We start from the raw sequence: 13,351 nt of genomic DNA, 5'->3' as shown, positions 1-13,351 counted from the left end.
GCGATGCATCGCTGGCCGCGGCGAGGTGGATGCCAAGCGCCAGGAACCGTCCGCTCTCAATTTAATAGCTGCCTGCGCTTGATAGATAAGCGGCATAGCCCTATTCGCCCATGAAAAAGCCGACCTCGTGGGGTCGGCTTTTTTGCGGCTCAGCGCACGCCTCAGTGCATCATCTGCGGCTGGCCCTCGAACAGGTGTTCAAACTGCGCCAGCCAGGGCTCAGCGAGGCAGCGAATCTGGGCATCGTTGCGCAGGATACGCTGCATGATGCGGGTCTTCTCGCGTTTGTGCTCGGGCAGCAGTTCGTGCTCTTGCGACTTGAAGCGCAGCTGCTCGATCAGCACGGCGCAGGCGCCTTCGTAGCGCACCACCCCATCCCAGTCCTTGAGCTTGGCGGCCTCCAGCATCTTGGCGCTGCTGTCTTCAATCGCCTTGTAATAGTCAATCAGCATGTGTGACATGGTTATGCCTCCACCAGCACAGGCTGGCCAGTGGCGGCGGGCGCATCGGACGAAGCCGCGGTGCCGGTTTTCTTGATTTCGTTCCAGCCTTGGGCCACGGGCTCGATCAGGCGCATGACTTCTTGCATGATGGCGTCGTCGTTGCGGGCGTTGGCCAAGATCAGGCGGCGCATGCAGTAGTCGTACAGCGCACCCAGGTTTTCGGCCAGTTCGCCCCCATCGACTTTGTCGAGCGAGGTGCTCAGGCCCTCCTCCAGAATGCGCACGGCCTTGGAGATGGCATTGACTTTGGCCAGCACATCACCACGTGCCAGGGCGCCACGTGCCGTGGCGATGGCATTGAGGACACCTTCATACAGCAGGCTGACCAGCTGGTGCTGGTCCATCGTGTGCATGCTGGTTTCCACATTGATACGCTGGTAAGCGTTGGCTGCACGGGGGCTGTAGGCGCTGAACATGCTGACAATCCTTCCGAGGTATTACTTAAGTTATCGGCATGTGCCAGAAAAACTGAAGCCCCTGATTAACCAGTCGATTTGTTCCAGGCAGTGACCTGCTGTGAGATATACGCGTTCAGGCCATTGAGGCTGCTCAGCTGGGTATCGAGTGCGTTATACCGCTGTGTGATGCGCTTTTCAAATGCCTCGACCTTCTCATTCACACGTGTCTGGTCCTGGCTGTTGCGCTTGAGGCTCAGCTGCAGGGTGGCATCCTTGGATTTGAAGAAACCGTCGTTGGAGAGCAGGTTGGTGGTCAGCGCCTTCAGCTGGACGGCAATGCCATCGGCGGAGCCGCCACCGGTATTGCGGAACAGGTTTTTCACGTCGTCCGGGTTCTCGGACAGCGCCTTGGTGAGCTTGGAGGAGTCAACCGCCAGGTCTCCGCCCAGCTGCTGGGTAATGCCAATGTCCGCCAACCGCTGGAAAGCACCACCCCCAGTAGTGACCGACTGGATGGCATTGCGCAGGGAGTTTTGCAGCGCTACGGCCGTCGAGTCGCCTTGCAGCAACCCTGCCGACTTGGTAGCGGCGTCGTACTTGGTGGCGTCCTGCAGCAACTGGTTGATGGCGTTGTAGGCCTTCACGAATCCATCAATGTTGGACTGGATCGCGGAGTTGTCCTTGCTCACAGTGATATCAATGGGAGCCGTCGTCACTTGCTCGGCCTTGAAGGTCACGCCCGAAATCGTAGAGGCAAACGTATTGGTGGCTGAAGACACCGCGATCCCGTTGACCGTGGCCTTGGCATCGGCGGCCGCCTGCGTGACCGTGGCACCGTTGACGAGGCGGGACAAGCCTGTGGCGTCGGTGTTGCCCGCGCTCTGGGGGTCGGTGTCGCCGTCCTCCATCACACTCAGGCGAAACCCGAACTCCTCGCCGGTGCTCTTGCTGCGCAGCAGCAAGCGCTCGCCCGACGCATCACTGAGTACCGACGCCGTTACCCCTGCATTGGCACCATTGATCTTGCTGGCCACGTCCGACAGCTTGTCGCTCGCACTGATAGTGATGTCTACGGGCTGACCGCTGCCAGGTGTGAACGACGCGGGCGCAACACTCCACTTACCCAATTCGAGGCGCAGCGTACCGGATCCGAGCGCTCCGCCCACGGGCAGCAAAGCGGCGGACGCAGTGGCCTGCGCCTTGGCAAGGCTCTGGACCTCGACACTGAACGTGGTGGGAAGCGTGCCCCCTACGGCGGTGGCGGAAACAAATTTGGAGTCGGACGACGTGGTAGCCACTCCATTCCAACCAGTCACGCTGGTGAGCTTGCCCGCTGCATCCTGCAGCGTGGACACCAGCGACTTGATCTGTCCAAAGGCAGAAATCTTGGTATTGACCGTGGCCGCTTGTAATTTCAGCGTGTCCAGGGGCCTCTTTTCCAGGGTGACCAGCTGGGAAATGATGCTCTTGACATCAAGTCCGTTCGTGCCGACGCCTGGGGATGAAATGGTTGCCATACAAACCTCCTGAACTGGTCCAACGGAAATTATGGCGCCGAACGGCGATCAAGAACGTCCGTAAACACGCCAGGAAACCCGTCTTATCCAGCGGTCCTGGCACCCGCCTTCCAAAAAGCCAAAGGGCGGCGACAGAAATCTGCCGCCGCCTGGGGTCCACCAGGGCGCTGCAACGCCCTGGCTGCCATGCCCGCCGCTTAACGCAGCAGGGCCAACACACCTTGGGGCAGCTGGTTGGCCTGGGCCACCATCGCCGTACCGGCCTGTTGCAGGATCTGGGCACGCGACAGGTTGGCCGTTTCTGCGGCGAAGTCGGCATCCAGAATACGCGAACGCGAGGAAGAAAGGTTTTCCGACGTCACTTGCAGGTTGCTGATCGACGTTTCAAAGCGCGATTGCAGAGCACCGAGCTTGGCACGCTCACCGTTGATGAAGGCCAGTGCAGAGTCCACCGTCTTCAGGGCGTTGGTGGCGTTGCTGAACGTGGTCACATCCAGGTTGGCCACGGTTTGCAGGGCAGAGCCACCGTTGTCCAGCTGGTTGCTGGTTGAAGTAATTGCGAAAGACTTTTCCGAGTCCAGCGTAATGTAGCCACCGGTGTTCACGTTTTCTACCGTTGCGGCAGCAGAGCTCAGCGTGGTCGTGCCGCCGTTGGCCGCGCCAGCGGCGTCGTAACCGGTGACCGTCACGTTCGCCGCGTTGGCGTTGGCTGTATCGCCCACCACGATGTTGTTACCCGTGGCATTGGTAAGAACGATCTGGCTGCCGTCAGAGCTCAGAGAAGCATTGATACCGGTCTTGGCAGACTGGTCGTTGATGGCGGACACAGCGGCCGACAGGCGGTCCGTGCCTGTGGCGGAGGTCAGCGTGAAAGACACTGTACGTGCCGCGCCGACGTTGTCACCTTCCAGCGTCAGCGAGTAAGAGCCGACAGCCGACATACCACCCAGACGCACTTCGGTACGGGCCGTGGCTGTCACACCGGTATCTGCCTTCAGGGCATTGATCTGGTCGGCCGTAGCCTTGGCCGTGGCGCTAGCAGCCACAGTCAGCGTGCCGGTGCCCAGAGCACCGCTGATGGCCACGGTACCTGTGGTCACACCGTTGGTGCCTGCGGTCGCTTGGGTGGCCGATGCGCCAATGCCCGAGCCGTTGGAGGCGACGTTCTGGTTGTTGCCGTAGACGCTGGTGCGCAGATTGCCCGTGGCAGCCACGATGGTCTGGTTGGCGTTGGCACCCACTTGGAACTGCTGTGTGCCGAAACTGCCATCGAGCAGCTTGGAGCCGTTGAATTCCGTGGTTTGCGAGATACGGTCCAGTTCGGACACCAGCTGTCCCACTTCCTGTTGCAGGGCTTGGCGGTCGCCAGCGCTGTTGGAGGCGTTGGCCGATTGCACAGCCAGTTCACGCACACGCTGCAGGATGTCGCCAGAAGCCTTCAGGGCGCCTTCAGCGGTTTGTGCCAGGGAGATACCGTCATTCGCATTGCGAACAGCCTGGTTCAGGCCGCGGATCTGGCTGGTGAAGCGCTCGGAAATCGCCAGGCCAGCAGCGTCATCCTTGGCGCTATTGATACGCAAGCCAGAGGACAGGCGCTGAATGGACGTATTGAGAGAAGTCTGACTCATGCCCAGGTTGCGTTGGGCGGTGAGCGAGGCGATGTTGGTATTGATGGTGGAAGCCATTGCAAATCTCCAGAAAAGAACTGACTGAATATGGCGTTGCCGCCAGCCGGGGCGCCAGCACCGCGCTGGCCTCCTGGGTTCCCAGCGCTGCAGGCCATCTGGTGAACGGCGGGCCGCTTACGGACCGTTGCAATTGTTTTCGGGTCGCCGCCGGAAAACTTGAGGGGCAAACGCACAAGTTGTACGACTTTTTTGCCGCTTATCTCCTAAACGCCCATAAGCAGCGTCTCCACAATTCATCCATCGTTCCCCCATTGACAGCCGGACGGGTGCGCTTGAACCGGCAAACAGATCCGTCTAGCGACGTTAAGGAGTTTCGCCATGGCAGCAACCATCAATACCAACATCAGCTCGCTGACCGCCCAGCGCAACCTGGGCACCAGCCAGATGTCGCTGAATACAGCCATCCAGCGCCTGTCGTCCGGCTTGCGTATCAACAGCGCCAAGGACGACGCCGCCGGCCTGGCGATTTCCGAGCGCTTCACCAGCCAGATCCGCGGCCTGAACCAGGCTGTTCGCAATGCGAACGACGGGATTTCTCTGGCGCAGGTGGCTGAAGGTGCAATGGGGTCGGCTGGCAACATTTTGCAGCGGGTCCGTGAACTGGCGGTACAGTCGGCCAACGCCTCCAACAGCGCTGGCGACCGCCAGGCCCTGCAGCAGGAAGTCGGCCAATTGGTAGCTGAACTGGACCGGATTTCGCAAACCACCGAATTCAACGGCCAGAAGTTGCTGGACGGCACCTTTGGTACGCAGCAGTTCCAAGTGGGTGCAAACGCCAACCAGACCATTGTGGCGGCCACAGCCAACCTGCGTACCAGCGTGTACGGCAACAACCAGAACGTCGCCTCCAACGGCTCGGGCATTGGCGCATCGGCCACCCAGGCCACCGCAGGCACCAACGGTGTGACCACCGGCTCGGTAGCCGTCAGCGGCTACCTGGGCACCGGCACCCTGACGGTGGCTGCAAGTGCTACCGCCAAAGCCACCGCCGACCAGATCAATGCCTTACAGGCCACCACTGGCGTGACCGCCACAGCACGCACCGAAGTGCACCTGGGTGGCATGGCGGCGGCCGGGTCCTATTCGTTGACGCTGGAAGGTGACAACATCGGCAGTCCCCGCACCATTTCATTCACGCTGGTCGCAGGCACGGGGACCGACCGCCTCTCCCCTGCCGTGTCGGCCATCAATGAACAAGCGGCCAAGACCGGCATCAATGCCTCGCTCAACTCCGACGGCACGCAGATCATTCTGACCAACGCCACCGGCAACAACATCGTGATCGGCGACACGGTGAACGCCAACGCGGGTGCGGTGACCGTCACCGGCTATGACGCGGCAGGTGCCAGCAACGGCGCGACCCGGACGCTGGCCGCCGACGCGAACGTGGAGTTCATCAACACCGGCGGTTACATCACGCTGGACTCCGAAAAGTCCTTCGCAGTGACCTCGGCCAGCAACCAGCTGGACAACGGGGGCTCCTCGCTGCACACCGTGGCCAACCTGGACGTGACCACCTTCACCAACGCCACCGACGCGCTCAAGACCGTAGATTCGGCCCTGGCCTTCATCAACGGTGAACGCGCCAAGCTCGGCGCCCTGCAATCGCGCTTCGAAACCAGCATCTCCAGCTTGCAGATCACGTCTGAGAACCTGTCCGCATCGCGTTCGCGCATCCAGGACGCAGACTTCGCGGCCGAAACAGCCAACCTGTCGCGTGCCCAGATCCTGCAACAGGCCGGTACGGCGATGGTGGCCCAGGCCAACCAGATCCCGCAGGGCGTGCTGTCTCTGCTCAAGTAACCTGACCAAACCACACGCTGCGCAGTGAAACAGCAACACCAAAGGGGCCCATCGGGCCCCTTTGTACATGGCACACTGCCTGCACATCCCGCTCCTTTGCTCGTAGATCGGCGCCACCGTGCACACCAAACACACCGACCAGGACGCGTCCCGCCTGCAGGCCGCACTTGCTGCCTCCGACTGGCCCCTTCTCACCCGCTTGTGCCGCCAGGTCCTGCGCAAGAACAGTCGCCACCTCAGCGCGCATCGGCTGCTGGGCTTCTCACTGAACAAGCAGCGCGAGTTCGACGCCGCCCTCAAGGCTTACCGACAGGCCTATGCGTACTGGCCTGAAGACGCCGAGCTACTCGTCAACTATGCGAACGTGCTCATTGAGCAAGCACGCAATATCGACGCCCTGCCCCTGCTGGAAAAAGTGTGCGAACTGCGCCCCCAGCAGGCCATTGGCTGGATCAAGCTGGCCGAATGCTGCTACCTGCTGACGCAACACGACAAAGGTTTTGACGCCAGCCAGAGGGCCGCCGCCCTGGCCGAGACACTGCACGACCGCGTCGCCGCACTCATGCAAAGCGCCATCCACCGGCGCGAGCTGGGCCAGGTGCGCGAGGCTGTCAAGGACTGCGAGACAGCCATCGCCCTGCGCTACAACGACCCTGGCAACTACACCAACAAGCTGTTGTTCATGCTGGCCGATCCCCAGGTGGACGCCGCGCAGCTGTCGGCGGCCGCACGGCAGTACGGCGCTGTGTTCGAACCGCCGCTGCGCCCAGAGTGGCCCGATTTCCAGGAGCACCGGGGCTCGCCATGGCGACGCCTGAAGATCGGCTTCCTCTCCCCCGACTTCCGGGTGCACTCGGTGATGTACTTTGTGGAGGGTCTGCTGGCGCAACTGGATCGGCGGCAGTTTGAAGTTTTCGCTTTCTATCTGTTCCCGCGGGACGATCACGTCACCGAGCGCGTACAGCGCCATGCCGACCATTTTGTGCCCCTGGCCGGTTTCAGCCCGCAGCAGCAGGCCGAGGCCATTCGCGCGCAGGGCATCGACATCCTGATCGACCTGGCGGGCCACACCGGCAACAACGGCCTGCTGACGCTGGCCCACAAGGCGGCCCCGGTGCAGGTGTCCTGGCTGGGGTTCCCGGCCACCACCGGGCTCACGGCCGTGGACTACAAGTTCACCGACGAAATCACCGACCCGCCCGGCGCAGAGGCGCAGTACACCGAGCAGCTCTACCGCTTGCCCACGCTGTTCGCGTGCTACCGCCCCATGAGCCGCAACCCGCTGTGGCGCTACCAGCCGCGCTACCAGGTGCGCCCCACGCCCGCGCTCGCCAACGGTTTCATCACCTTCGGCTCGTGCAACAACCTGGGCAAGCTGACCGACGAGGTGCTGGCCCTGTGGGGCCAGGTACTGGCTGCGGTGCCGGGTTCGCGCCTGCTCATAGAGGGCAAGAACCTGGACCGGCCGGACTTTGCCAACGCCTACCGCCAGCGCTGCGAGCGCCTGGGCCTGCCGCCGGCGCAGGTAGACCTGGTGGCGCAGCGCACCGACAACCAGTACCTGACCTACCACCGCATCGACATCGCGCTCGACCCCTTCCCGCTAACGGGCGGCACCACCACATTTGACGTGCTGTGGATGGGCCTGCCCATCGTGTCGATGGTGGGCGAAAGCTTCAAGAGCCGCATGGGCGTGGGCCTGCTGGCCTACCTGGGCCGCACCGAATGGCTGGCCGAAACGCCCGAGGACTATGTGCGCATCGCCACCAGCCTGGCGGCCGACACACAGGCGCTGAACACCCTGCGGCAGGGGCTGCGCGCCGAGGTGGAGGCCTCTGTACTGATGCGCGAGGACATCTTCAACCACCACTTTGCCGAAGGCCTGCGCGTGATGTGGCTACAGTGGCTGGCCCGGGCCGAACACCCGGACGATCCCGCCGCGCAGGCCCAGGCGATCCAGGACTGGCTGCCTCAGCTGCCAGAGGCCTGGACCCAGCCACCCGTGCCCGGCGTGGGCCTGAAGCCAGGCCAGCGTGTGAGCCTGCACGAGGCGCACCAGCGCCTGCAGGACCTGGTGGACAAGGCCAAGGCCGCCCCGCCGCCCGCACCCGCCACCGGCGCGGACACCAGCGCGGGCCCGGCTCTCAAGGACCGCCACTGGATCGCCGTGACCGAGCTGGCCGAAACCGTGCTCAGCGCTATGCCTCACGACCCGGTGGCCCTGGCCTGCCTGGCCGAGGTGGAACACGCCCACGGCCACACCGAATTTGCCGTGACCTACCTGCGGCACGCAACGCAGGCGATGGGCCTGGATATGGGGGCGAGCCCTGCTGCGTGATGCCCTGACGCCTTGGCGCTCAGTTACAGGGGCAGGGCTGCGCCGCGCTAAACGCTATAAACAATATAGCAACAAACACATACCCACCGCGCGCAATGCGGCATTTTTCCCCATATTTTCTGCGCCCATCACCCCTTGCGTCGCAGAAACCCGTGCGGCGCCACCGTGACCTGCAGGCGCTGCTCCATCTCGGCATCCACTTCGAACTCGGCGTGCCCGACCAGCCACTGGTGCACCGCCGTCTTGGGGTTGTTGCCCACGTCCCAGGGGCGGTCGGCAAAGAACTTGGGCGGCATGTCTTCCACAAAGGTGTCGAACACCACGCAGTAGCTGCCGGGCGTCACCAAGGGCGCGTAGGCGTTGAGCTCGCCCAGCACATGGTCGTGGGTGTGCATGGAATCCAGGCACACCAGCACACGCTGGTAGCCCTTCGCAAAGTCGCGCACCTGCTGCACCACCTCGGGCGCCACGGCCGATCCCTGGATCATCGCGATGCGGCTGGCCATGGGGTGGGCTTCGATGGCGGCGCGGTTGTGGGCGCGGATGTCGATGTCCACCCCCAGCACCTTGCGGCGCGAGGCGCGCGGGTCCAGCGTGGTGCCTGCCTCGATGGCATCGCTCATGTCGAGCAGCGCCAGCAGCGAGGCGCTGAGCACCAGCGATCCGCCATGGGCGATGCCAGTCTCGATGATCAGATCGGGCCGCACGCGCCACACCAGTTCCTGCATGGCCACCATGTCCTGCGGGTACTGGATGATGGGCCGGCCCATCCAGTCGAAGTTGTAGACGTACTGCCGCTGCATGGAGGCCTGCAGCCAGTCGCGCGACAGGGTCTGGAACGCGGTGTCCTGGGCATAGCCCGCAAGGCGGTCGCGGCGTTCCTGGGCAAATTGGTCAACGGGGTTCATGGCGGGGTTACTCCAACAGGATCGGTCACAACGGAAGCGTCGTTCAGCAAAAGGTCATCGGCCAGCACGGCGCGGGGTGCCACACCCCATTCACCCCGCAGGCGTTGCACGTTGATAGGGGGAAACGCCTGCAGCGGGGCCTGGGCATCCACCTCCACGGTACAGCCCGTGCGCGCCTGCAACCAGGCCAGCCACTGGGCATGGAGGGTCTGTCGGCCGCTGGCCACGTTGTAGGTGGCAGCGCGACCCGCCAGCGCAATGCGCGGCAGCCAGTCCAGCAGGTCGTCCACATGCACATAGTCCTTGGCCGACTGCGGATCGGAGCGCAGCACGATGCGGCCCGCCCGGGCCTGGCCCAGTAGGTCGGCCACCAGGTTGCCGGAGGCCGCGTCCATGCCCGGTCCGACCACGTTGGACAGGCGCGCCACGCGCACCCCGGGGCGCCCGCAGGCATGGCACAGCGATTCGCCGGTGAGCTTGGTGAGGTTGTACAGGTACGAAGGGTCGCCCGGCAACACGGCCAGGGGCGCGTCTTCGTGGGTATCAGCCGCCCCCATGTAGACGCGGGTGGATGACAGGTAAAGCAGCGAGTCGAACTGCGCGCGCCGCAGCACCTCGGCCAGCAGGCCCACATGGGCGTCCACGGTGTCGAACGGGCGCGTGCGGAAGTCGGCGGTGAGCCCCACGCAATAGATCACATGGCCCAGCGCGCGGGTGAACACCTCGGCATCGCCGCGCGGTGGCGCCCACACGGTGTGGCCCTGGGCCCGCAGGTGCGCCACCAAGCGGCTGCCGATGTAGCCCGTGGCGCCCAGCACCGTAAACGTCGAAGGGGGCAGGTCCGTCACCGGCGCTCCCCCACGGCCGCCAGCGGTTGGCCCGCATACACGGTGTACGCCAGCAGCTCCCCGCGCACGATGGAGCCTGCGCCCACCACGCAGCCGCGCCGCAGCACGGCGCCGTCCAGCAGCACGCAGTTAGCGCCGATCCACACGTCGTCCTCAATCACGATGCCACCCTTGCTGGGCAGAAAGCCCTGCTCGCGGATCAACCGGCCACGTTCGGCATAGGCATGGTTGACCGGCGCAAAGGTGCAGTTGGCGGCAATCGCCACGTAATTACCGATGTGGATGCCGTTGCCGGTGTAGAGCACGCAGCCCGCGTTGATGACCACATGTTCGCCCACCACCAGGTCGCCGCTGCCGCCCGCAGGCTTGACCTTGACGAAGCTGTCGATCACCGAATGTGCGCCCACCACGATGCGCGTGCCGCGCACCGAGTCTTCGATGTCGGCCAGGTGCGAAACCTTGGCGGTGGGGTGCAGCTCGATCACCTAGAACACCTCCAGGCGCGGCACGGCCACCACCATCTGCGCGCCCCAGCTGCGCGTGTAGTCCAGCTGGTCGGCCACCTCGCTGCGCAGGTTCCAGGGCAGGATCAGGATGCGCTGCGGCTTGTGGGCGCGCAGGTGCGCCTCGTTCACCACCGGGATGTGGCTGCCGGGCAGGTACTGGCCCTGCTTGGCGGGGTTCTTGTCCACGGCATAAGGCAGCAGATCGGGCCGCACACCCGCAAAGTTGAGCAGGGTGTTGCCCTTGGCGGCCGCGCCGTAGGCGCCCACGGTGATGCCGTCGGCCTGGCATTGCAGCAAAAACGTGAGCAGCTCGCGCTTGACCCTTATGGCCTGGGCCTGGAAGTCGCTGTAAAAACCGGCACCCAGCATGCCCGCCGCCGTCTCGTTGGCCAGCAGTTGCTGCACGCGGGTGGTGCCTTCAGCCGTTACCTGGAGGTGGCCCACGGTATCGGCGCGGGCGGCAAACACCCGCAGGCTGCCGCCGTGGGTGGGCAGCTCCTGCACATCGATCACCACCAGGCCGTTGGCCGCAAAAATGCGCTGCACTGCCGTGAGCGACAAATACGAGTAATGCTCGTGGTACGCCGTGTCGAACTGGCACCCCTGCACCATGCGCAGCAGGTGCGGAAACTCGAAGGTGGCCACGCCATGGGGCTTGAGCAGCCGCGTGAAGCCGCCCACAAAGTCGTTGATGTCGGGCACATGGGCCAGCACGTTGTTGGCGGCGATCAGGTCGGCCTGGCGGCCGGCGGCAGCCAGCTCATCGGCCAGCGCCACGCCGAAGAAGCGCTCGACCACCTCGATGCCCTTAGCACGGCCTGCGGCTGCGGTGCTGGCCGTGGGCTCCACGCCGTAGCAGGGGATGCCGGCCGCCTGCACGTACTGCAACAGGTAGCCGTCGTTCGACGCGACCTCGACCACGCGGCTGGCGGCGGTGAGGCCCAGGCGCTCACGCATCGCATCGACATAGGCCTTGGCGTGGGCCAGCCAGGACGACGAGAACGAACTGAAATACGCGTAGTCGTCGGTGAACAGCGCCTCGCGCCCGGCGTGGTCTTCGGTCTGCACCAGCCAGCAGGTTTCGCACACCAAGAGGCGCAGGGGGAACCAGGTTTCGGGCGTGCGCAGCGCGGCCTCGCTCAGGTAGGCGTTGGACGGGGGCGCGCTGCCCAGGTCCAGGAACGAGCGTTGCAGCGGGCTGCCGCAGTGTCGGCACTTCACAGGCGCACTCCTTCGTATTCTTCGGTCATCTTGGGCTGGCCTGCGTCGCGGGGCGACATTTGCCCCACCGGCAGGGGCCAGGCAATGGCCAGGCGCGGGTCGAGCGGGTTCAGGCCCACTTCGGCGGCCGGTGCATAGGCGGCTGAGTGGCAATACAGCAGCTCGGCATGGTCGGTCAGCGCCTGGAAGCCGTGGGCAAAACCAGGGGGGATGAGCAGCGCGTTGCCGTTGTCTGCGGATAAATGCTCGGCATGCCACTGCAAAAAGGTGGGAGAGCCCTGGCGCAGGTCCACGGCCACGTCCCAGACCTCGCCACGCAGGCAGGTCACGAGTTTCATCTCGGCGTGGGGCGGCTTTTGGTAGTGCATACCACGCACGGTGCCTTGGAGGGCTGTGTAGCTCTGGTTGATCTGGGCGATGGGGCCCGCCCAGCCTGCGCCCGCCAGTTCATCAGCGCAGAACAGGCGCGCAAAAAAGCCGCGCTCGTCCACCAGCGGCTGGCGTTGCACGCGGAACAGCCCCGCCAGTGGCAGCGGCGCCAGGGCGAGGCGGCTCATGGCCGCGCCTCCCAGGCGTCGATGTCGGCCAGGCACAGCGCGCGGGCGTCGGCGCCGCCATGTTGCTGGCGGTACCAGTTCATGGTGCGGGCCACGGCGGTGTTCAGCGACCAATGGGGGGCCACGCCCAGCACCTGGCGGGCATGGGCGGTTTCGAGCGCGAGCCAGCCGGCTTCGTGCGGTCCTTCGCTCTCGTTTTCATAGCTGGTAGCGCTTGCTGGATAGGCGGTGGAGGCCAATTCAATGACATTTTTGACCGTGGCCGCCTCGTGGGGCAGCGGGCCAAAGTTGTAGGCACCGGCCAAGGCGGGAGATTCCCACAGGCGCTGGGCCAGACGCAGGTAGGCGGCCAGCGGCTCCAGCACATGCTGCCAGGGGCGCGTGGCCTGGGGACGGCGTATGTGCAAGGTGGCGCCCTTCTCCCAGGCGCGCACGGCGTCTGGCAGCAGGCGGTCTTGGGCCCAGTCGCCGCCGCCGATCACGTTGCCCGCGCGGGCGGTGGCCACGGCGATGCCCTGTGCGGCCAGGAACGAATCGCGGTAGCTGGCGGTGACCAGCTCGGTGGCGGCCTTGCTGGCGCTGTAGGGGTCGTGCCCGCCCAGGGCGTCGTCCTCGCGGTAGGGGTAGGCCCATTCGCGGTTGCGGTAAACCTTGTCGGTGGTGACCACCACGGCCACGCGCACGCCAGCCAGCCCGCGCAGGGCATCGAGCAAATGCGCCGTGCCCATCACGTTGGTGGAAAAGGTATCCAGCGGCGCTGCATAGCCGGGCCGCACCAGCGCCTGCGCGGCCAAGTGCAGCACGACCTCGGGCCGGGCGGCGCGCACGCGCATGGCCAGGGCCTGGGGGCTGCGGATGTCGCAAAAATGGCTCTCCATGCCCGGGCCGCCCTGCCCCAGCTGAGCCAGGGTGAACAGGTTGGGGTCGGTGGCGGGCGGCAGCGCCACGCCAGTGACCTGCGCGCCCAGACGCTGCAGCCATAGGGCCAGCCACGCGCCCTTGAAGCCGGTGTGGCCGGTGAGCAACACGCGCTTGCCGCGCCAGAAGTCGGGATCAGGGCGCAT

Annotated in this window: 12 protein-coding genes; 2 read left to right on the top strand and 10 right to left on the bottom strand. The window is 64.8% G+C overall.

Features of this window, described 5'->3' with window-relative positions:
- Window positions 1-161: 161 nt before the first annotated feature.
- From ACODS0_RS10350 to ACODS0_RS10335, 4 genes are all read right to left on the bottom strand, one after another.
- Window positions 162-461 (bottom strand): flagellar protein FliT, encoded by a 300-nt coding sequence (locus ACODS0_RS10350; RefSeq protein ID WP_010466046.1) that lies wholly within the window; start codon window positions 459-461, stop codon window positions 162-164.
- Between the two features lie 2 nt (window positions 462-463).
- Entirely contained in the window at window positions 464-919 is a 456-nt protein-coding gene (gene fliS, locus ACODS0_RS10345) for a flagellar export chaperone FliS (protein ID WP_055398289.1), read from the bottom strand.
- Window positions 920-984: 65 nt separating this feature from the next.
- Window positions 985-2,418 (bottom strand): flagellar filament capping protein FliD, encoded by a 1,434-nt coding sequence (gene fliD / locus ACODS0_RS10340; protein ID WP_431150851.1) that lies wholly within the window; start codon window positions 2,416-2,418, stop codon window positions 985-987.
- Window positions 2,419-2,615: 197 nt separating this feature from the next.
- Window positions 2,616-4,103, bottom strand: coding sequence for a flagellin N-terminal helical domain-containing protein (locus ACODS0_RS10335; RefSeq protein ID WP_218301583.1), 1,488 nt, complete (start codon window positions 4,101-4,103; stop codon window positions 2,616-2,618).
- 321 nt (window positions 4,104-4,424) lie between these two features.
- Between ACODS0_RS10335 and ACODS0_RS10330 the strand changes: the two genes are divergently transcribed.
- Both ACODS0_RS10330 and ACODS0_RS10325 read left to right on the top strand, forming a co-directional pair.
- On the top strand, window positions 4,425-5,909 hold the full coding sequence (locus ACODS0_RS10330) for a flagellin N-terminal helical domain-containing protein (RefSeq protein WP_431150853.1): 1,485 nt from the start codon (window positions 4,425-4,427) through the stop codon (window positions 5,907-5,909).
- Between the two features lie 118 nt (window positions 5,910-6,027).
- The gene (locus ACODS0_RS10325; RefSeq protein ID WP_488834726.1) at window positions 6,028-8,247 is read left to right on the top strand and encodes an O-linked N-acetylglucosamine transferase, SPINDLY family protein; all 2,220 of its coding nucleotides are present in this window, start codon (window positions 6,028-6,030) and stop codon (window positions 8,245-8,247) included.
- 128 nt (window positions 8,248-8,375) lie between these two features.
- On the opposite strand, the gene ACODS0_RS10320 is transcribed toward ACODS0_RS10325, so the two are convergent.
- From ACODS0_RS10320 to rfbG, 6 genes are read right to left on the bottom strand one after another with little or no spacing between them, the layout of a single operon-like run.
- Entirely contained in the window at window positions 8,376-9,155 is a 780-nt protein-coding gene (locus tag ACODS0_RS10320) for a cephalosporin hydroxylase family protein (RefSeq protein ID WP_488834724.1), read from the bottom strand.
- Window positions 9,152-10,003, bottom strand: a complete 852-nt coding sequence (locus ACODS0_RS10315) for an NAD-dependent epimerase/dehydratase family protein (protein ID WP_488834722.1) — start codon at window positions 10,001-10,003, stop codon at window positions 9,152-9,154. The genes ACODS0_RS10320 and ACODS0_RS10315 overlap by 4 nt, the downstream gene beginning before the upstream one ends.
- On the bottom strand, window positions 10,000-10,488 hold the full coding sequence (locus ACODS0_RS10310) for an acyltransferase (RefSeq protein ID WP_176887155.1): 489 nt from the start codon (window positions 10,486-10,488) through the stop codon (window positions 10,000-10,002). Before ACODS0_RS10310 ends, ACODS0_RS10315 begins: the two co-directional genes overlap by 4 nt.
- Window positions 10,489-11,730, bottom strand: coding sequence for a methyltransferase domain-containing protein (locus ACODS0_RS10305; RefSeq protein WP_488834719.1), 1,242 nt, complete (start codon window positions 11,728-11,730; stop codon window positions 10,489-10,491).
- Window positions 11,727-12,287 carry a dTDP-4-dehydrorhamnose 3,5-epimerase family protein gene (locus tag ACODS0_RS10300; protein ID WP_488834718.1) on the bottom strand — a complete coding sequence of 187 codons (561 nt, stop codon included), beginning with the start codon at window positions 12,285-12,287 and terminating at the stop codon, window positions 11,727-11,729. Before ACODS0_RS10300 ends, ACODS0_RS10305 begins: the two co-directional genes overlap by 4 nt.
- Window positions 12,284-13,351, bottom strand: a complete 1,068-nt coding sequence (rfbG, locus tag ACODS0_RS10295; RefSeq protein ID WP_488834758.1) for a CDP-glucose 4,6-dehydratase — start codon at window positions 13,349-13,351, stop codon at window positions 12,284-12,286. The genes ACODS0_RS10300 and rfbG overlap by 4 nt, the downstream gene beginning before the upstream one ends.

The organism is Acidovorax sp. FG60, assembly GCF_057808995.1.
The sequence above is the reverse complement of the archived record's forward strand: the minus strand, read 5'-3'. Positions and strand labels throughout refer to the sequence as shown.

Coding starts and splice junctions, on each gene's coding strand:
- ACODS0_RS10350 (WP_010466046.1), bottom strand. CDS start 461: ATGTCACACATGCTGATTGACTATTACAAGGCGATTGAAGACAGCAGC.
- fliS (WP_055398289.1), bottom strand. CDS start 919: ATGTTCAGCGCCTACAGCCCCCGTGCAGCCAACGCTTACCAGCGTATC.
- fliD (WP_431150851.1), bottom strand. CDS start 2,418: ATGGCAACCATTTCATCCCCAGGCGTCGGCACGAACGGACTTGATGTC.
- ACODS0_RS10335 (WP_218301583.1), bottom strand. CDS start 4,103: ATGGCTTCCACCATCAATACCAACATCGCCTCGCTCACCGCCCAACGC.
- ACODS0_RS10330 (WP_431150853.1), top strand. CDS start 4,425: ATGGCAGCAACCATCAATACCAACATCAGCTCGCTGACCGCCCAGCGC.
- ACODS0_RS10320 (WP_488834724.1), bottom strand. CDS start 9,155: ATGAACCCCGTTGACCAATTTGCCCAGGAACGCCGCGACCGCCTTGCG.
- ACODS0_RS10300 (WP_488834718.1), bottom strand. CDS start 12,287: ATGAGCCGCCTCGCCCTGGCGCCGCTGCCACTGGCGGGGCTGTTCCGC.
- rfbG (WP_488834758.1), bottom strand. CDS start 13,351: ATGCGCCCTGATCCCGACTTCTGGCGCGGCAAGCGCGTGTTGCTCACC.